The following is a 19,247-nucleotide window of genomic DNA, read 5'->3' as shown; positions in this document are numbered from 1 at the left end:
GGAAGATGTTTTAAAAAATTATTAATGTGAGCGAGTTTTAAATCCCAATTCCGCAAAGGAGAGGTAATATTAATACTTTAAAAAATTCTCCAACTCATCTGCCCTTTCCGCTGTCATATCCATAAAACAGCCTGCACTAGTCACACGTACAATTGAACCGCCATTCGGATCATAATAAAACTTACAGTTCGCATCCCGATACTTCATCCATAAACGCTGTGTATTTTGCAATTCTTTTTTACGTGTTGTGCTTAAGGTATTCATCAAATTTTTATAAGCCTTATTCAAGCGCACATCTTGCCTTTTTGTTTCTGCTACAATGCACTCCACCATGCTTGTGGTCACACCGCCAGCTTTGTCCATACAGCCATTAAATTGCTTGCTTAGATTACGCTCACCTGCCTGCGCCATTTGCATAAAACCAAAAACACATAGCAACGAAAACATGATTTTCTTGAACATAGCGCTCTCTATTCTTTTCATTTTATTTTGAAATATTTATAGGCTTAAAGCCTTTATATAAACTTAGGCACCACAGCATTTCAAACTCAGTTCAAAATACTGTGGCTCACTAGATCATCAATCAGATTAAGCTTTAGCAGTAAACTTAACGGATCACGCCTAACTTATTAAACAATTCAGGTGTTAAAAAAGTCGTTACCAATTTATTTAAATCGATATAACGTACTACACCTTTTAGCTGATCTTTCACTTCAGGGTTTTTTAAAATTTCTTCACCCGTAATACTGCCTAACTCCTGAAAACTTTCACCTACCGCCTGAAGGCCTTCAGCTTTAATCACCGCTTGTGTTTGCGTAGAGCATTGCTCAGTTAAAATTCGTTGCAAAGTTTGCGCTAAGTTTTTATCTAACTGTGTACGCTGTTCTTCATTCACATTACTAAATTTTTTTAATTCTGGATGCGCCGACAACGCCACAAAAGTCCATTGCAATACCGCAGTTTTATCTGCAGCTGTGGTGGACTTCACTAAGCACTGACTCAACTGGTCTACAGTTTGCCCTGCATTCGCCACTTGCATGCCCGTCAGCATAGTAAAGGCCATAATAGCCGAGCAAATTAAACCAGAGCGTTTATTAATTTTTTGATTTACCACCAATGCCATGTGCTTACTCCAAAACGAAAACAGCCTAGTTGTACCACATTGGCAGAACTAGGCTGTTATTACTCTTGTAAATATTTAAAGCAAGTCTCTTACATTTGACTCAGCATGTGCTTTGCCCCTGCATGATTATAATTCGTAGCAAGGTTTTGTAGTACACGTTTGGCTTGTCCCTTAGCATTTGGAAAGCGCGAGTTATAGCTTGAAATACTGGTTAAGCAACGCGCCACCAACATGCCAGATTCAGTATAAATACGAGTACCATCGGTACCTTGTTGTTTGCCATAGTTATAAGCCAACTGTGCATTGTTACATGCGTTATTTAAATTTTTACCACTGTTAATATCACGGCGTGCAACCACATATAGCTTCATCTGCTGTTGCTGTGAACTGTCAATAACACTCGCTCTGATTGGTTCTACTACAGGGGTTTCCTTTTTCTCTGCTGGCTCTTTAACTTCCTTCGTTTCTTTTACCAAACTCGCTTTTGTAGCGATGGCTTTGGGTGTTGCTACTGGTGTTTTTTTAGTATTGGCTATGCTGAGCCCGGTATTTTTATAAAATTGTCTGGCTTCGCTGGCACTCATGAGCTGTACATTTAAGCGAATAGCGCGTGCATCGGGATATTGCGTTGAACGTACATCCGCCGTAGGTTCAATCGACACAATCCAGCTATTACTCTGCTGGCATTGATACGCACCAATTGCCTGTTTTACATTAGGCTCATTGTTCAAGCTGGTTTTAGTTTTAGTATTTTTGATATTGGCCAAATTACTTTTGTGCAATAGCGTAAAATGCCCACCATTGGCATGGCAATACTTTGCCAGCTGTGCACGGGGTATGAGTGATTGTGGCTCGGCCTGCTTATTGGCACGTCCCCATGCATATACGTAGTCTTGATCGCTTAAACGATTTTGCGTAATAAACTGCTCTGCAGATGTATAACGCGTCATTGGGTCTGCTCCCAAAGAATTCATCGTGGCGCAACCATGCAGTAGCATACTTGCACTACCAATCACTACCAAAGCTTTAGCTTTCACAGCCATCTACTCACTTATGATGGAACGCTAAATTTAAACGAAGTAGCCTAAAAATTCAATCATAAGTATTTGTTTTAAAAGTTATTTTTATATGAACGGCGTACTGTTTTTATTCCCAAAAAGCGACATAACCTACGCTTTTTAGCACAAAAATAGACTTGGCTAACGCTTCTGTTCAAACTTTTCAATTATAGTCAAATCATTATAAAACCAATACAATGGTGCAATGAGTTATTCAGAACATTTTAGACGTAAAATTTTAGCTAAGCTTGAGGAAGGTTATTCTATTCGAGCGGTAGCTGCACAATTTGAAATTAATAAAAATACCATTGTTGAATGGAAGAAACGTATAGAGATTAAAAAAACTCGTGTACGTAAACCTTCTAAAATTAACGATGATGCTTTACGTGAAGATGTTGAAAAGTATCCTGATGCTTATCAATATGAACGTGCTGCACGTTTTAATTGTGGTGTTTCATCTATTGGTGCTGCATTAAAGCGCTTAAATATTACAGTTAAAAAAAGACGTTAAGCCATCCTAAAGCAGATACAAGGCTTAGGGATAAATTTATTCAGCAAGTGAAGGAATTAGAAAAAAACCACCCGATTATTTATCTGGATGAAAGTGGTTTTAAGTCACATGATTATAGACCTCATGGCTATTCACGAAAAGGAGTACCCTGTTTAGGGCAATATAATTGGCAATTAAAGAATCAGACCAATGCCATTGGAGCAATCCATAAAGGGGATTTATTTTCAGTCGGTTTATTTGATTGCAAAATCAATTCAGATGTTTTTCATTTTTGGATTGAGCAATTCCTGATACCAGCATTACCTGAAAATAGTGTAGTGGTTATGGATAATGCAGCATTTCATAAAAGAGCAGATATTCAGGAATTATTGGAACAACAAGGGCATAAAATTCTTTGGCTTCCTGCATACAGCCCTGATTTAAATCCTATAGAACAGATGTGGGCATGGGTTAAACATAAGCGTAAAGAATGGTTGATCGACTCAGTCGATGAGTTATTTCGAGTTTTTTTCGAATCCTGTATGAATAATAAAGTAGTTTGACTATAACATTCAATCCTCTACATGCCGACCTACATTTGCTGCGTATACGTTTTACGACCAACCTTAAGCTAGAACAGATCGTTTCAAAAAAAATCCCGCGTAAAGCAGGCTAAATTTATCATGCAATCAATTAAGCTTATTTATCGAGTGTCGATTCAAATGCTTTTAAACGCTTATAAATAGACAATAATTCAATAATCGTGGGCCACGATGAAATTAAATATTGAAACGATTCGCGTACTTTGCCAAATACATTACTAATCTGCATCATTAAACCCAAAGTAATCGCACCCGCAGCAATACTTGGAAACAACACGAATAAACCATAGAGATTATCTAACTGCATATACCAAATACGCACTAAATTAAAATAAGCATAATGGAAATATAATCTGAAATAGTTAAAGCGTACTTTACTAAAAAGCTCTTTCAGCGTTTGTGGATCGGCACGGTTTTCATAGTCTTCACCATAAACCAATTCTTTACGGTAAGCCGCTTCGACTTTCTGATTATTAAACTCAAGGCCAGGCAGTTTATAACCCACTAACATTAAAATGACTGTACCTAATACTGCCCACGAAATCGCAGCCCACACTAAGGCGTAGGGTATTTCACCTACAATAGGTAATGCTTTCACATGTGAAGATAAACTCAGCAATACGGGTAAAAAAGCCAACAGGGTCATGAGTGCTTCAACCAAGCTTACCCCTAAACTTTCAACAGTTTTGGCAAAACGCATGGTGTCTTCTTGAATACGCTGTGATGCCCCTTCAATATGGCGTAACTGTTCCCAATGTGCTGTGTAATAATCATTCATTGCAGTACGCCAGCGGAATACATAATGACTTACAAAGAATAGATTAAATACAGCTGTGGTCACATACACCATCGCAACATATAAAAAAGTCAATACGCCACTATAGAGCTGATTAACATCACCTCCACCACTACTGAGCATTTTTTGAATCAGGTCATAAAATGGGTTATACCATGCATTGACCACAACACTCATTTGCACACCAAACCAGATGTTAAACAAGATAAACGCCGATCCCCAAACAGACCAAGCCTGCCAAGGATTATTTGATTTCCACTTCCAAAACAGCGCAAATAGCGCAGTGGAGATAAAAAACCATAAATAAAACCATAAAAATGAGGCTGTCCAAAAACGACTAATTCCAATTGGAAGCTCTGCGGTGGCATAACCTTCTGCAAAACCAAGATAACTTCCCCAGCTTTCGCCACCGCTATACCAAAGGGCTAAATTGATGACAAACCACAGAATAAGCGATCCAAAAAACCATTTTGGATTTGGAAAAAAAGACTTGAACATAAGCGAATAAATTTCCTTTTATTATTGCTCTTAGCATAGGGGCTGATCATAAAGCTTTAATCAAATTTTTATTATGATAATTTCAGTATTTTGATGATTCGTTTGTAAAAATTAAGTCTATTTTCAGTTCCATCGTATTTGCTTGTGACTACATATCCCAATAAATCTAGCCAATCCCTACAAGTAAAAACAGACATCCATTGCAAGCAGTACAAAGTAAACTATTTTCCTACAGTTCAATTCAAGCCTTTTTTACTTCTCTTGGTCTAACAATCTGGTTTCGCTCAGCTCGTTTCGCTATGGGCAACCTAAAAACTAGCCTCTTTGATTATATTTAAACGCCTACAACGATTATTTTTATAACCCCTATAAAATAGCAAAAATTATTAAATTCTAAAAATATTTTTATAAAATCATTGTTTAAAATATAACTCAAGAATGATCACAATTATGTATTAAAGTATGACCAAATTATTAAGCTGTTTTATTTTATTGAACTATCGCTCAATATTTACAAAAATGGTTAAATAATAAAAATTATGTTATGCTTATTAAAAATACAACACCACTCGGGGAGGTATATATGGAAAACCTTGTCATTGAATTGCTTAAACCTGTGACACTTAAAAAAGAAAACTGTAACCCAATGATTTTTGAATCAGGTACAGTACTTAAAGTGATCATGCATACACCTGAAGGCCTATTGGTATCTGATGATTCGAACTTTAACTTCACCATTTCAATGAAAGACCAAAACACGATTTGGCGCGAAATTTAAATTAAAACTGTATTGCTGTATCTTTTCCTGAGCTTCCCCCAAAGCTCCACACACTCAGGTACAGCATTCAGCGTTTTACCCACATTCTAAAAACCATCTAACTCGTGATTGAATTAAACAGATTTATCTGCTCTCCCTACTGTCTAGTAACCCATTCCAGTTATACATCAAGTTATTTTGCGTGATTTAGAGAATTAATCACTCAGTCAAGATTCATCTAGTTTTCGTATATACTGCGAAATAAGATTAAAGCAGATGACTTATTACCATATTTTGGCAGGCCTATATTTTTTGTATTGGTCTAAACTTTCACATCGACACATTCTTATTTCTATCATTATTATTTTCTTTAAAATCTAAAACGCTATCTGACATCATTACACCAAATGATCTGTAGCAGATCATTTTCATGGATATGCTTTGATCCATGGCCAAGGGAATAATAAAAACGTCAAGCTATGTCGCTTCACGCTTTAAAAATAAAACCCATCTGTTAAAATATGCATATAAAGCAATCTGTTGCTAGTAATAGAGAGCACAAAGTTCTGCTTTTCTCTTATTCAAACTATAAAGTTTCATCTGCTTAATTTTTTTTAAAAAACCACCGAATAACAGCCATATCAAGCAACAACTTATTTTGTGAATCTCACGCAGGAGTGATGATATTTCTAGTTTAGAACTGGCCATTACACTGGCAAAACAACACCATGCGACTCAAGTAGATAAAGCGGGCCAACCTTATATTGAGCATCCAATGCGAGTGATGCATCAAGTTGAAGGCACTCAGGCTAAAACCGTCGCCATCATGCATGACTTATTAGAAGATACTTCAGTCCGTACCAATGACCTGATTGAATTGGGCTTTGAACCTGAAATTTTGCAGGCACTACTTGCACTTACCAAACAGCCACATGAGAACCGTTTTACAGCAGTACAAAGAACCAAGCAAAATGCTTTGGCATGTAAAGTAAAACTGGCCGATCTGGCCGACAATATGAACTTATCACGCTTAGGCACGATTCAAGCCAAAGACCTTGCCCGACTCGCACAATACAACATTGTGAAAGCTCAATTACTCGAAGCAGATCAAATTTATGGTTGTATTCAAGCTTTGAAGCCAAGCACGGACTACCCTGCTTTTCACTATTCAACACGAGCACAAAACTATCAATATTTGTTAAATTTGATGTTTGATCAGACTGTTCCCTACTTAGCTCAAGAATGGTGGATTTTATTTGAAGATGCCTCACAGTATTTAAGCTGGTGTAAGCGTCATCAACAGCCTGCTGAACTGTCTTATTTTTTAGTATTAATTCATTGTACGGATCGCGTATTTTTCGATGGTCAATTTGTGGATGCACATTACCATGCCGTATTTAAACGGATATTTGAGCAATTTCAGGTGGCTATACTTGAGCCATAAGCCTTAGTGCCAAAGCATAAAAAAGTTTAAATCAGGCGCTTAAAATCAACTGCCAAATAATACCCACCCTCCCTTTCAAATCAGTTTGATTCAACTGCATGTATGAGCATATACATTCAAACCATTTAGAAAGGGATGATGATAAAAATACAGGTATGTAACGATTCTTTAATGCTCACAATTGTGTGGGCGCTCACGGCTCATCCGCAAGCGCTTGATCTAATTACAGCGACGTTTTAGACCAAATCGCACCTACCTCCGCGTTGTATTGTCGTATCTTGGCTTGTTGATAGAAGCGTAAGAATGCCAATGCAAACACGATAGCGATTAGATCAATCCACCATAAAGTCATAGGGGTTGAAGCGATCAAACTAATTATAAAACTTACAGGTGCAACTAAGCTTAAAACTACAGCAATAGCCAATAACAACTCAGGTAATGCTTTGGCCGCGCCCACCATAAAACTATATATTAGGCTGAAAATAAAGATCAGGTAATAACTATAGACCAGCAGATGGTTCATACTTTCTAAGCCTAAATTCGCTAAACTGCCCCAGCGCCCAATCGCCATACTAACCACAACTGCAAACACACAACCCAAACATGCACCAATGCTTAAATTTGCAATAAAGCGCACATCTTTACGTTGTTGTACTGGAGCAAGTTGTGGATTTTTTTGACGTTTAATCCGCGACTCAATCCATAAAATATTGCCTGAATAAAATAAAAATGCCCCGCCGATTCCAAAGATAAAATACAGCCAACGGGTCAAGTCGCCACCATAATTACCAAAGTGCAAACTAAACATAGAGCGAATCACTTGATCCATCGCGGTGGCATGCGTATTTAAATTATTGGTTCTATACGGCTGAGTTTGATAAGGATTAAACATCATTACATCAAAGCGATCGCCACGCAGCATTTGCTCTGAGCTGTATAAGTTGACACGTGCCGAAGCTTTCTCTGGTTTATCCAAATTGTTAAAGCTGATGGAGCTAATTTGATATTCAGGTGCTTGACGCTGAATATTGGCAAAGATTTTTTCTACATTTAAGGGCTCGACAGGTTCAACCACTTTCATTGCGGGTGGACGTGCAGATAAAGGCTTATCTTTTGAGACTAAGCCACCAATCGCGCCATAAATAACATCGTGATAAGCAAAAGCAATGACTGTGACGCAAATTAAAATATGAAAAGGTAAACTGGTAATACCAATAACATTATGGGCATCAAGCCAAAAGCGCTTTTTATTTTTCCCTGCCCGAATGGCAAAATAATCTTTCACCAAAGTAGGTAGCAGTACAATTAAACCTGTCATTAAAGCTAAAAAGTACAAAACCGAAACAAAGCCCATGACATACATACCAACGGTATGATCGCCCAAAGAACCTGGAATACCTGCTGTTTCATGTAGTTGTTCAATGAGCCAACCCAACTTGGATAAGTTTTCCTGCTCAACATACAAAATTCCATCTTGTTCTAAAGTTGCCAACATCGCATTTTGATGCAGATCAATACTATGCTCATCATTTTTGACTTCAGTTGTGACTTTCCATTGCATTGGCGCATAGTGAAACTCTTTAGAGTCGAGATTCAACTGAAAACTTTTCAGAGTTTCAGGATGCTGTGCTTGTACTTTTTCAACCAATTCATTGTATTGATGCGTTTCAATAGTATTTAAGCTTTGCGCTGGTGGTGTCGCCCATCGACTGATTTCATGTTGAAACATGCTCAGCCCACCCGCAAAAAAGCAGATGAATAATAAAATGCCAGATGTAATACCCACCCATGTATGTAATTCTTTGGCATGGCGAATAATATCGGTACGAACTTTCACAATGATTTATCCTCGAAGCGCCAATAAAATGCCATAGGCTATACAATTCAATACGCTAAAAATTAGAACAGCTTGCCAACCTTTGGGAATGAAATAAGCAATAAATACCAAAGGCAAATACAGCCAAGGTACAGACCACATGCCCAGTTGTGGCGCTAAGGCTTTGTCTAAATGCTGAAGTCCCCAAATCGTAATAAAAGATGCCCCTGCAATCGATAGGCTTAAACCTAAAACCCAGCCTGCAAAGCTTTTCGACCACCAATCAGCTTGGATTTTTTGTTGAATGAGAAATTTCATTTGAAGTATTTTTCTTAAATAAAGCCACAAAAGGAATTAATGACCAAGCCACCAGTAGCGTCATGAGCCACATATACACGGCAACCAGCTTAGGAACAGACATCAACAGAAAGATGAGCGAAATGATGATGAAGCAGAAACCTACATATACATAACGTTTGCCCAGCGTCTGCTGAAGTAGGTTTTGATGGCGATGGCTGAAATACAATAACAAGCACCCCATCATACAGAGAATGACAGCAAGGATTTTCATGGATCTAAACCCTATGGAGAGAACGAGTGATGTCAAAACAGTAAGGGTTGATATAGACATGAGACAGCCACTTGAGGGGACTGTCTCATGCCAATTTTAATAAACCCTAAAGGCTTAAATTAGAAGTCGAAACTTACACCAAGCTTATAGGTACGGCCTGAACCAATAGTTGTGTATCCGCTGTTAAATACACCCGCCCAATATTTTTCATTCGTCACATTATCGACATTGGCACGGAAAGTCGTGTCTACACCACCAATATTGGTTTTATATTTTGCACCTACATCAAGCAAGGCATAGTCTGGTAACTCTAGGGTATTGGTATTATTTAGATATTGATTATCTACATAGTTGCCACGTGCATTGATACTTAAACCATCCACAGGGAGTTTGTATTCCACACCCAGACCTGCTGTAAACTCAGGCTGACCTTCAACTGTTTTGCCTACAATATTTGCCGTGGTATTTTTGGTGTATTTCACATCAATATATGCAAGGTTACCCCAAATAATCACATCATCCGTCACATTACCTGAGAAGCCATATTCCACGCCTTTAGAAGTAGTTTCAGCACCATCCGTTGTAATCTGAGTGATGGTTGAATTACTTGGATCAGAATATGGAGATGTTAGTGTACTTGGCTTCTCAATTTGATAAGCGGCTAAAGTGTGTAGCCATGAACCATGCTGATATTTTGCACCCACTTCATATTGTTTTGTCTCGAAAGGTGCAAAAGTTTTACCATTATTGGCATCAATAGTGCTGTTAACAGTATTGCCTTGAGAAAGACCTTCAACATAACTTGCATATAAAGAAATATCTTCACCCCAAGGTTTAACCACTACGCCTAAACTTGGAGAAACCTTATCGGATTTGTATTCGGTATTTTTGAATGGATTTTTTACATCTACATCTTGATAACGTAAACCCAAAATAAATTGTAGCTTTTCATCTAATAACGAGATTTGATCCGTTAAAGAGTAGCTGGTGAACGTATTATCCCCAATATTGTACATCTCTGGTGCATTAACAGGCATAGCTCCTGACTGACTTGGATTATACAAATTGGTGTCAAATTTAGTTGAATTTGCAGCATCATGCTGTTTTGTATCTCTATGTAGATAATCTGCTCTTAAACCAACAACATGCTGAACCAATCCAGTATCAAATGCGCCTTCTAATCCTAAATTTGCAGCCGTATTACGTTGATTCATTTTTACGTGGAAATACTGCGCATTTTTCACGTCACCTTGCTCATTACTTACGATGACACGTGTTCCAAACAAATGCCCTTGATACTTTTGTTCAGTCGTTCCCACGCCTGCAATCACTTTTAGATTATCTAATAATTTATATTCCCCAGAAACTCCAACATGCGTTGCAGACTGATTACCAAATAATTTAGGGAAAAGGTTTGTTCGGCCATCTGGTGCATCAAGTACAGGAACTCCACTTGCAAACGAGACCATCGCTGGTGAACCACCTTCACGTTTGTCTTTCGTAGAATAAGCGTCAAAATTAACTTTGGCTTTATCGGTTGTCCAATCAAGACCTAAAACAGCAGAAACTGTTTCATCTTCTAGACCATCGACAACATGTTCACCCTGACCATAATTGGCACTTAAACGTGCACCAAATTCTTGATCTTGTCCAAATCGGCGTGCAACATCAAAGCCTGATTTATAAAATCCTTCTTCTTCAAAATTTGCTGTAACACGAGTCAATTCTTTATCTGCACGCTTGGTATTGGCAATAACGACACCGCCCACACTACCACCCGGTGCCATACCAGCTACTAAGGCATTAGGGCCTTTTAAAACAGTGACTGAACCTAAAATATCGGTAGATACTCGACCAGATGGTGCCATACCATAAGCGCCGTTTAAATTAAGATCATCCCAATTGACATTAAAACCTCGGATATTAAAGTTTTCGTTTAAATGTCCACTGTTGGTTGTGGTACGAATACTTGGATCAATTTTCAGCACATCCATAATGGTATGTGCATGTGCATCTTCTATGGCTTGTTGGCTGTAGTTACGAATCGTAAAGGGCGTATCTAAAATATCTTTTTCACCCAAAATATTAAGTGTCGCCTTTCTTTTGAGCTTTCCCGTCACATCTGTTTCTTGTGAATCTGCTTTCACCACAATGGTCGGCATGGAGAAGCTTTCAGCTTCTGCAGCCACAACAAAACACGGACAAGCAAGCAAAGCTAAAATTAATATTTTACGTTCCACAGTCAAACCCCTCATTCAACAATTTAAATTTTAATAATCGCAAAAGGTGACTATATCATAATAATAACAATTCTCATTTACATTATTATTTAATATTTTATTTTAGTTTTATTTATATAGCTTTATGGCAAGCGATTTTGAAGCAACAACATCAATTTATTCTTAAGGTTTTAACGCGACTTAATCAGTGCTTAAGTGCTACTTAATATGCTAAGTAAATACAATAAGTATTTAATTTATTTAAACTTAATTAAATAAAAAACATAAGGAGTTATAACAGCAGAAAAATTATTACTAATTATAATCGCTCGATCAAAAGCGAAGAATTGAGGAGACTCTAAAGTACCCGTCAATTCTTCTCGATAATTCAAATTAATTAAAACTTCCACGTATAATCAATATTTACACGTTGCTCTTTCGCTGGCTGGAATGTCGCTTTAGGGCCAAAGTCATTTTTATAATCTTCATGACGTAAACGAATAAATAAGCCTTTTAATTTGGTACTTTGCAATTGATAGCTCAACTCGATACCAAACTTTCGCTCTTCCAATGTTTCGCCCGGTTTTAGGTTTTCAAGCTTAATGTCTGTGCCTTTGGTATAGCGCGTCATGAGTTTTAAACCGGGAACCTGATTTTTAAAATCATAGTCATAACGCACAGACCATGCTTTTTCATTTGGATTTAAAAAGTCCGTTGCCCACGCATCAATATAAGTATTGGCCTCACCACCACTTAAATATGGAAAACCAGTATCGCCTGAGTTATGAATATAGCCCGTGGTAAATTTATGGTTATCCACGCCGAGGGCCAATACCATATTGCCATGATGACTATCGACCTCACCTGCCAGCTCTGCACCTGATTCCACCGTACGGAAATAACGGAAGTCGGTAAACAGATTTACCCATTCATTAAAATGATGTGTATTGCGTACCCAAAATGTATATTGATCATACACATCCACTAAATTTGCAGTATATAAAGCAAAGGTTGTTTCAGGTCTTAAATAATAATAACCACCCACATAATATAAGCCATCAGTTTCGACGGACTTATACTTCATATTAGCGCCTGATAAGCGAATCTTTTCCCAATCAGTCGAGTTACGATGATTCACGCGGTTCACATAACCCGCTTCGATTTTAATGTTGTCTACATCTTTTGATTCAACCGCGACACCTCGGTATTGCTGAGGCAATAAGCGGGCTGGCGAACCGACAATGACTGGATTCAGCGGCTGTAAAGTACCCACTTTGACTTCTGTTTCAGAAATTTTTGCCTTGGCTGTTAAGCTCGCTTCTGCCCATGTATCTACAGGATCGCCATTGTCTTTGAGCGGTGAAAGCCCCACTACACCCGGTGCATAGTCTTTATCGCCCCACAAGTTAATGCCCACCCCTGCATAGAGGTCAACACCAAAACCCACCGTGCCTTCGGTAAAACCTGATTTGGCATTTAAAATAAAACCTTGCACCCATTGTTTGGCTGCAGGTGCTGCTGCGTTTGGCTCGGTAAAATTACGATCCAAATAAAAATTACGTGCCGTCAATGTGACAGATCGGTCTTTCACAAAGTCTGCAAAACACAAGCTTGGTAATGTTGTTGCTATACATAAAGTAGATAGTACGAATGTTTTCATTGTCATTTCCCTAAGACAAAAAACCTCTATTCCATTGATGAATAATCAATAGAAACAGTGATAAAAATGAGTGATATAAAGTTAGAACTGCCTCACGGCAATGCATTAACGTGCGCTATAATTTTTCATTAAACTCTCCATAGAACCCCTATAAAACATCATCCTGATGCGCAAAAAATGGAGTACCCATTAAAATGAATACTCCAAAACTCCATTACACGAGGGTAAATGCAGCGCTGGCTTTACCCACTTCTTTACCGTTTTGATAAGCCACACTTTCAATATTTGAAATACGGCGGCCTTGGCGCACGAAGTAAACTTCCACCTCAACAGGTGCAATATTGCATGGACGTAAGAATGAAACATTCATGGTGACCGTTGCCGATGGCTGGCCTTCTTGCGCAATAATCGCAAATAGACCCATGGCATCGTCCAGCATGGAACACAGCATGCCGCCTTGCACATGCCCCATCGGGTTGGCAAATTCAGCACGTGGTTGGTAGCTGATACGGGCTTTCCAGTCATTTTCATGCTCAACCTGCTCCACCTTTCCACCCAAAAAGATGTGGATCGGTGGCGCTTGCATTTGATCTAAAAAAGCTTGTACATCAAAACTCATGACTTATTCACCAAAGTAAGCATTATCAAATGCGGTCACAGCAGTCCCCGCATGTTTTACGCTGTACGCCAAACCATGAATTTCTGGTAATACCATGCTGTGATAGAAACGCGCGGTTTGAATTTTGCCTTTTAAGAAATTGATATTGCTGTCGCCTGCTGCGAGCAATTCAGAAGCTTTGGCTGCACTTTGTGCCAATTGCCATGCACCCACGACATTACCCACGAGCATTAGATACGGTACAGAAACAGACAATGCTTGCTTAGTCGATTGCAAGAACTGAGCGGCTATTTGCTGGCTATTTTCAGACAAAATCTCGATAGCAGCTGCAAACGCTTTGGCCACATCTGCAAGCTCAGCATTGGCTTGAACTTGAGCCAAAGTCTCTTTCATCAGGCCAATCAGCACACTTAAGTTTTTGCCTTGGTCTTTCACCACTTTACGACCAACTAAGTCCGCAGCTTGAATCGCAGTTGTGCCTTCATAAATCACGCTGATGACTGCATCACGCAAGTATTGTGCCACGCCAGTTTCTTCAATAAAGCCGATACCGCCATGTACTTGAATGCCTGTGGTTGTGGTTTTTAATGCTGTTTCTGTTGCCCATGCTTTAAATACAGGAATCAGTAAATCTACCAAGCCTTGATTATGCTTACGCACGTCTGCATCGGTATGACGGAAGCTAATGTCCTGCGCTTGTGCAATAAACAAGGACAATGCACGCATCGCTTCAACATTGGATTTCATGCTAAGCAACTGACGGCGCACGTCTGCATGTTCAATAATGGCAACTGGTTTGCCTGTTTCGACATCCGCACCTTGAACACGTTCACGCGCATAATCTAAAGCCGCTTGGTAAGAACGCTCTGTTAAAGCAACACCTTCCATGCCTACAGTTAAACGCGCCATGTTCATCATCACGAACATCGCCATTAAGCCTTTGTTTTTCTCGCCAACGAGGTAACCCAAAGCGCCTTCATTATCGCCATAAGCCATCACACAGGTTGGGCTGGCATGAATACCCAACTTATGTTCAATCGACACGCAGCGTACATCGTTACGCTCGCCCAATGAACCGTCATCATTGACTAAAAACTTCGGTACAAGGAACAATGAAATACCGCGCACGCCTTCAGGTGCATCTGGCAAACGTGCCAACACTAAATGAATGATGTTGTCAGTAAAGTCATGCTCACCAAACGTGATAAAGATTTTTTGACCGCTAATACGGTATGTCCCATCACCTTGATCAATCGCTTTGGTTTTTAAAGCACCCACATCTGAACCTGCACCCGGCTCAGTCAGGTTCATGGTGCCGCCCCATTCGCCAGAAACCAGCTTAGGTAAGTACTTTTGCTTTAACTCATCAGAACCTGCATGGCTAATTGCTTCAATCGCGCCAATGGTTAAACCAGAACACATCACAAATGATTTGTTCGCAGACATCATGATTTCATTGACCGCAGTCGACAAAATATAAGGTAAGCCTTGTCCGCCAAATTCAGGCTCTAAGGAAATATTGTTCCAGCCTGCTTGCGTGTACTGCGCATACGCTTCTTTAAAGCCTTTTGGTGTTGTCACCACGCCATCAGCTATTTTTAAACCTTCACGGTCACCGCTGGCATTGATCGGATCCAGTACATTGGTGGCAAATTTACCTACTTCATCCAAAATAGATTCATATAGATCTACGCCTAAGTCCTCTAAACCCGGAAGCTGAGCCAATTGCTCTTGATCTAATAAATGATTAAAGATAAAGCTTAGATCATTGAGAGGGGCTTTGTAGCTATTCATGCGCTCATTTCCTTGTCTTGCAGTAAACGCCAGTTAATTTTTCCGCTTGCCGTTTTTGGCAGTTCAGATGCGAACTCCACCACTTTTGGCACTTTGTAGGCCGACATATTGTCTCGGCACCACTGTCTTAATTCATCTTCAGTCATCATTTGATTGGCTTTTAACACCACAATGGCTTTTACACTTTCGCCACGGTCATTTTTATTGCATGGGATAATGCAGTTTTCTAAAACTTTGGTGTTTTGATACAAAATGCTTTCGACTTCAGATGGCCAAACTTTGTAGCCCGACACATTGATCATGCGTTTTAAGCGGTCAGCCATAAAGAAGTAGCCTTCTTCATCGAAATAACCAACATCACCTGTTTTAAAGAAGCGTTTGCCATCATGTTCAATAAAAGAAGCTTCGGTCGCTTCGGGATTTTTCCAATACCCACTAAATAAGCATGGGCTAGTCGAAATAATTTCACCATTTTGGCGAATGCCTAGTTCTGCACCTGTTTCTGGGTCAATCACACGGGTATCCACATCAAACAGTGGCACACCTAAGCATTGGCGCTTACCACGACCATAAGGATTGAGATGCACACCGGCTGCCATTTCAGTCATACCCCAGCCTTCAATAAACTCAATACCTGTAAGTGTTTCAAAGTCTTGGGCAATCGCATGTGGCATACCTGTACCGCCGCCATAAACGTGGGTAAAGGATTTAAAATTGAATTTATTCACATCCGGCATTGCCAGCAGATCCACCACCATGGTTGGAATACAGCACCAATGTGTTAGGCCATGTAAATCGACCACTTGTGCAGCACAAAGGCGATCCCAACGAGTCATCAGGAAGGATGTTGCACCGAGCCAAATAGGCAAGCACATGGCATTCACCATGCCTGTAACATGGAAGAATGGCGTGACAGACAATACTTTTGCCGTGTTGTTCCATGGGCTCCAATTGATTTGCGTCAAAATTTGCGCAACCAAAGCACGATGACTCAGCATGCACCCCTTTGGATGTGCTGTTGTACCCGATGTATATAAAATAACGGCTAAATCCTCACCTGCTCGAACAGCTTGCGTTTCAATTGCTGAATGCTGTAAAGCAGTTCGCATGTCGGTTACATATTCAGTTTCAGCAACTGCAGGTGCTTGAATCACTGTTTCAGGTATTACAAAGTTGGTCGGCGTGAAAATATCATCACCATAACGTGCCGCAATAATTTTTCCTAAACAGGTTTTACCCAATAAAGTTTCAAACTCGGCCACAAGTTCAGAACCGACCACAGCAACTTTCGACTCTGTATCGGATACATACCATTCCAGTTCCAAAGCTTTGTTCATTGGATTGACAGGCACCACCACCGCGTCACAACGCAAAATTGCATAATAGGCAATAATAAATGACACGCTGTTTTGCATGCTGATCACAACACGGTCACCCGCCAGAACATTGGCTTGGGCTTGTAGATAACCCGCAAAACGTTCCACGCGTGCATTCAGTTCTGCATAGTTCACTTGGCTACCGTAATAATTCACTGCCACTTTATCTGGATAGCGCTGTGCATTGGTGGCCAAATGTTCATATAAACCTGTCTGTGGATACGACAAGTTTTTAGAAAGATGGCGTGGCCAATGTTCAAAATGTAATGTACTCATGATTTAACCCTCTGAGTGCCCAGTCATGTGCCCAACTGGGTCACCAAATTTATATTTTTATAACGTCGCGAATTAAGCTACTGATTGTGCTAACAATGCGGGTACTTGCCAAAAAGACGCATCTGTTGTTGGGTCTTGAGCAAATTGCTGCATGTTCAAACTCATTGTGTCGAGACCCTGTTCTGTCGCGTAGAACATTGGACCACCACGCCAGCGCGGGAAGCCATACCCTGCCAAATACACCACATCAATATCTGACTGGCGGAGTGCAATTCCTTCTTCGAGTAAACGGAAGCCTTCATTGGCTAAGGCGTAGATGCAACGCGCGACAATTTCTTCATCGCTAAACTGTTGTGCTTGAATGCCTTTTTCTGCACGGTAGGCATCAATCAATGCAATGACTTCAGCATCGACATCCCCACGGCGGTTGCCTTGGCTATAGTCATACCAACCTTTTTGTGTTTTTTGACCAAAACGTTTCAGCTCAAATAACTGGTCGGCAAAGCCTGAGAATTTCTTCGTTGGATTAAGCTTCAACTGATGCTTACGAATCATGTAATCAATGTCATTACCTGCCATGTCACACATGCGGAATGGCCCCATTGCCATACCCCAATTTTCCAAAGCGCGGTCAATTTGATACGGCGATGCACCTGCATCAATGAGTAGTCCTGCAATGCGCAAATAGGCATTTAACATACGGTTGCCAATAAAGCCGTCACACACTCCTGCAACCACTGCGGTTTTTTTCAGACGTTTGCCAATTTCTAAAGCCGTTTTTAAAGTGGCTTGGTCTGTGCTGTCTGTGCGGACAATTTCGAGAAGTGGCATAATTTGCGCAGGACTAAAGAAATGTAAGCCCACCACAGATTCAGGACGAGAGGTTTGCGCCGCAAGTTGATTCAAATCCAAAGTAGAGGTATTACTTGCCAAAACCGCATGTGCTGGTAAATGGGTATCCATGTGCTTGAGCACAGAAGTTTTTACATCCCAATCTTCAAACACCGCTTCCACGGCTAAATCCACCGTTGCAAGTGCAGAATATTCTAGGCTGGTTGCAAGATTGGCTTGAATCGCTGTGGCTTTTTCTTCAGTCAAACGACCTTTAACCACTTGTCCTGCAAAGTGTTTAGCAATCAATGCTAAACCTCGGTCTAATCCCGCTTGCTGATTTTCAATGAGGGTCACAGGAAAGCCTGCTTGCAAGAAACAAATGGCAATACCACTGCCCATAGTCCCTGCACCAATCACAGCTACACGCTCAATGGCTTTGGCTTGTATCGCCACGTCTAAATCTGGAATATGCTTTGCTTCACGTTCTGCAAAAAAGGCATGACGCAAGCTTTTAGAAACATCCGAGGATGTAAGTTCTTGGAACAAAGCCTGTTCTTTGGCAAAACCTGCGACAAAGTCTAAAGTTAATGCAGCTTCAACCGCTGAGAGAATAGCGTGCTGCACCAGATGTTGTGGCTTATTCCCTAAAGCATCACGTTTTGCTTGCAATAAGGCCTGTAGTTCTTCTGTGAGTTCTAAGTTTTGATGCTTGATATGTGTCGAAGTTGTTAATGTCTGAGCAAATTCAACTGCTGCTTGTTTAGCATCAGTTTCCGTCAATACATCAATGAGTGCTGAGTCAGTTAGTGTCGCGAGTTTTAAAGGTTTCGCTGTTAAAATAGCGTCTAAAGCCAATGCTGCACCAATATAACGTGGTAACAGTTGTGTACCTGCCGCACCTGGTAATAAACCCAAGTGCACTTCAGGCAAAGCCAGTTGTGCTTTTGCATGTACCACACGGTGCTGACAAGCCAAAGCTAACTCTAAACCACCGCCCAACGCAGTACCAGAAACTGCAGCCACAATCGGCTTTTGGGCATCTGAAATCTGATGAATTAAATCATGTAATGATGGAAAGTTAAGATGAGTTCCAGCTGAGAACTCTGCAATATCTGCACCTGCGCTAAATACTTTCGCTGAACCTGCTAGGACGATAGATTTAACGTGATCATCTGCTAACAATTGCTCAATTGCCTGATAGAGATCTGAGCGTAATGTATGTGAAAGTACATTTAATTTTTCAGTTTGAAAATTCACTACAGCCACATTGCCGTGTGTTTCAATCAGAATGTGATTTACAGAACCCATGCTCAT

Annotated in this window: 17 protein-coding genes; 4 read left to right on the top strand and 13 right to left on the bottom strand. The window is 40.1% G+C overall.

The window, feature by feature from the left end:
• Positions 1 to 69 precede the first annotated feature (69 nt).
• The 3 genes from DYI81_RS00875 to DYI81_RS00865 all read right to left on the bottom strand — a co-directional run bounded on the left by DYI81_RS00875 (position 70) and on the right by DYI81_RS00865 (position 2,166).
• The gene (locus DYI81_RS00875) at positions 70 to 462 is read right to left on the bottom strand and encodes a lysozyme inhibitor LprI family protein (RefSeq protein WP_117006449.1); all 393 of its coding nucleotides are present in this window, start codon (positions 460 to 462) and stop codon (positions 70 to 72) included.
• Between the two features lie 145 nt (positions 463 to 607).
• Entirely contained in the window at positions 608 to 1,123 is a 516-nt protein-coding gene (locus tag DYI81_RS00870) for a hypothetical protein (protein ID WP_117006448.1), read from the bottom strand.
• An 89-nt stretch (positions 1,124 to 1,212) separates the two neighbouring features.
• On the bottom strand, positions 1,213 to 2,166 hold the full coding sequence (locus DYI81_RS00865) for a hypothetical protein (protein WP_117006447.1): 954 nt from the start codon (positions 2,164 to 2,166) through the stop codon (positions 1,213 to 1,215).
• Between the two features lie 220 nt (positions 2,167 to 2,386).
• Here DYI81_RS00865 and DYI81_RS00855 point away from each other — a divergent pair, with 220 nt between their 5' ends.
• Entirely contained in the window at positions 2,387 to 2,692 is a 306-nt protein-coding gene (locus tag DYI81_RS00855; protein ID WP_000122230.1) for an IS630 transposase-related protein, read from the top strand.
• Between the two features lie 47 nt (positions 2,693 to 2,739).
• Complete coding sequence (locus DYI81_RS00850) at positions 2,740 to 3,234, top strand: IS630 family transposase (protein ID WP_240627316.1); 495 nt, start codon at positions 2,740 to 2,742, stop codon at positions 3,232 to 3,234.
• Positions 3,235 to 3,370: 136 nt separating this feature from the next.
• Here the strand turns inward: DYI81_RS00850 and sbmA are convergent, their stop codons facing one another.
• A complete protein-coding gene (gene sbmA, locus DYI81_RS00845; RefSeq protein ID WP_106984440.1) occupies positions 3,371 to 4,567 on the bottom strand; it encodes a peptide antibiotic transporter SbmA in 1,197 nt (398 codons plus the stop codon).
• A 583-nt stretch (positions 4,568 to 5,150) separates the two neighbouring features.
• Here sbmA and DYI81_RS00840 point away from each other — a divergent pair.
• Entirely contained in the window at positions 5,151 to 5,345 is a 195-nt protein-coding gene (locus DYI81_RS00840; RefSeq protein WP_106984439.1) for a hypothetical protein, read from the top strand.
• Positions 5,346 to 6,099: 754 nt separating this feature from the next.
• Positions 6,100 to 6,768, top strand: coding sequence for a guanosine-3',5'-bis(diphosphate) 3'-pyrophosphohydrolase (locus DYI81_RS18265; RefSeq protein WP_322898810.1), 669 nt, complete (start codon positions 6,100 to 6,102; stop codon positions 6,766 to 6,768).
• A 223-nt stretch (positions 6,769 to 6,991) separates the two neighbouring features.
• On the opposite strand, the gene DYI81_RS00830 is transcribed toward DYI81_RS18265, so the two are convergent.
• From DYI81_RS00830 to DYI81_RS00790, 9 genes are all read right to left on the bottom strand, one after another.
• Positions 6,992 to 8,605 carry a PepSY-associated TM helix domain-containing protein gene (locus tag DYI81_RS00830; RefSeq protein WP_117006444.1) on the bottom strand — a complete coding sequence of 538 codons (1,614 nt, stop codon included), beginning with the start codon at positions 8,603 to 8,605 and terminating at the stop codon, positions 6,992 to 6,994.
• Positions 8,606 to 8,611: 6 nt separating this feature from the next.
• On the bottom strand, positions 8,612 to 8,902 hold the full coding sequence (locus tag DYI81_RS00825; RefSeq protein ID WP_117006443.1) for a hypothetical protein: 291 nt from the start codon (positions 8,900 to 8,902) through the stop codon (positions 8,612 to 8,614).
• Positions 8,868 to 9,155 (bottom strand): hypothetical protein, encoded by a 288-nt coding sequence (locus tag DYI81_RS00820; RefSeq protein WP_117006442.1) that lies wholly within the window; start codon positions 9,153 to 9,155, stop codon positions 8,868 to 8,870. Before DYI81_RS00820 ends, DYI81_RS00825 begins: the two co-directional genes overlap by 35 nt.
• Before the next feature lie 119 nt (positions 9,156 to 9,274).
• On the bottom strand, positions 9,275 to 11,395 hold the full coding sequence (locus DYI81_RS00815) for a TonB-dependent siderophore receptor (protein ID WP_117006441.1): 2,121 nt from the start codon (positions 11,393 to 11,395) through the stop codon (positions 9,275 to 9,277).
• Positions 11,396 to 11,771: 376 nt separating this feature from the next.
• Positions 11,772 to 13,034 (bottom strand): OprD family outer membrane porin, encoded by a 1,263-nt coding sequence (locus DYI81_RS00810; RefSeq protein ID WP_171356284.1) that lies wholly within the window; start codon positions 13,032 to 13,034, stop codon positions 11,772 to 11,774.
• Between the two features lie 214 nt (positions 13,035 to 13,248).
• Positions 13,249 to 13,653 (bottom strand): PaaI family thioesterase, encoded by a 405-nt coding sequence (locus tag DYI81_RS00805; protein WP_117006439.1) that lies wholly within the window; start codon positions 13,651 to 13,653, stop codon positions 13,249 to 13,251.
• Between the two features lie 3 nt (positions 13,654 to 13,656).
• A complete protein-coding gene (locus DYI81_RS00800; protein WP_117006438.1) occupies positions 13,657 to 15,447 on the bottom strand; it encodes an acyl-CoA dehydrogenase in 1,791 nt (596 codons plus the stop codon).
• Positions 15,444 to 17,099: a long-chain-fatty-acid--CoA ligase gene (locus DYI81_RS00795; protein WP_117006437.1), complete on the bottom strand. Its 1,656-nt coding sequence runs from the start codon at positions 17,097 to 17,099 to the stop codon at positions 15,444 to 15,446. The genes DYI81_RS00800 and DYI81_RS00795 overlap by 4 nt, the downstream gene beginning before the upstream one ends.
• A 72-nt stretch (positions 17,100 to 17,171) precedes the next feature.
• Positions 17,172 to 19,241, bottom strand: a complete 2,070-nt coding sequence (locus DYI81_RS00790; RefSeq protein ID WP_171356283.1) for a 3-hydroxyacyl-CoA dehydrogenase NAD-binding domain-containing protein — start codon at positions 19,239 to 19,241, stop codon at positions 17,172 to 17,174.
• Positions 19,242 to 19,247: the final 6 nt, after the last annotated feature.

Origin of the sequence: Acinetobacter sp. SWAC5, assembly GCF_003419885.1 — a bacterium.
GTDB lineage: Bacteria > Pseudomonadota > Gammaproteobacteria > Pseudomonadales > Moraxellaceae > Acinetobacter > Acinetobacter cumulans.
The sequence above is the reverse complement of the archived record's forward strand: the minus strand, read 5'-3'. Positions and strand labels throughout refer to the sequence as shown.

Excerpts from the sequence above, each read along its gene's own strand:
- DYI81_RS00875 (WP_117006449.1), bottom strand. The coding sequence starts at position 462 with ATGTTCAAGAAAATCATGTTTTCGTTGCTATGTGTTTTTGGTTTTATG.
- DYI81_RS00870 (WP_117006448.1), bottom strand. The coding sequence starts at position 1,123 with ATGGCATTGGTGGTAAATCAAAAAATTAATAAACGCTCTGGTTTAATT.
- DYI81_RS00865 (WP_117006447.1), bottom strand. The coding sequence starts at position 2,166 with ATGGCTGTGAAAGCTAAAGCTTTGGTAGTGATTGGTAGTGCAAGTATG.
- DYI81_RS00855 (WP_000122230.1), top strand. The coding sequence starts at position 2,387 with ATGAGTTATTCAGAACATTTTAGACGTAAAATTTTAGCTAAGCTTGAG.
- sbmA (WP_106984440.1), bottom strand. The coding sequence starts at position 4,567 with ATGTTCAAGTCTTTTTTTCCAAATCCAAAATGGTTTTTTGGATCGCTT.
- DYI81_RS00840 (WP_106984439.1), top strand. The coding sequence starts at position 5,151 with ATGGAAAACCTTGTCATTGAATTGCTTAAACCTGTGACACTTAAAAAA.
- DYI81_RS18265 (WP_322898810.1), top strand. The coding sequence starts at position 6,100 with ATGCGAGTGATGCATCAAGTTGAAGGCACTCAGGCTAAAACCGTCGCC.
- DYI81_RS00825 (WP_117006443.1), bottom strand. The coding sequence starts at position 8,902 with ATGAAATTTCTCATTCAACAAAAAATCCAAGCTGATTGGTGGTCGAAA.
- DYI81_RS00820 (WP_117006442.1), bottom strand. The coding sequence starts at position 9,155 with ATGAAAATCCTTGCTGTCATTCTCTGTATGATGGGGTGCTTGTTATTG.
- DYI81_RS00810 (WP_171356284.1), bottom strand. The coding sequence starts at position 13,034 with ATGAAAACATTCGTACTATCTACTTTATGTATAGCAACAACATTACCA.
- DYI81_RS00805 (WP_117006439.1), bottom strand. The coding sequence starts at position 13,653 with ATGAGTTTTGATGTACAAGCTTTTTTAGATCAAATGCAAGCGCCACCG.
- DYI81_RS00800 (WP_117006438.1), bottom strand. The coding sequence starts at position 15,447 with ATGAATAGCTACAAAGCCCCTCTCAATGATCTAAGCTTTATCTTTAAT.
- DYI81_RS00795 (WP_117006437.1), bottom strand. The coding sequence starts at position 17,099 with ATGAGTACATTACATTTTGAACATTGGCCACGCCATCTTTCTAAAAAC.
- DYI81_RS00790 (WP_171356283.1), bottom strand. The coding sequence starts at position 19,241 with ATGGGTTCTGTAAATCACATTCTGATTGAAACACACGGCAATGTGGCT.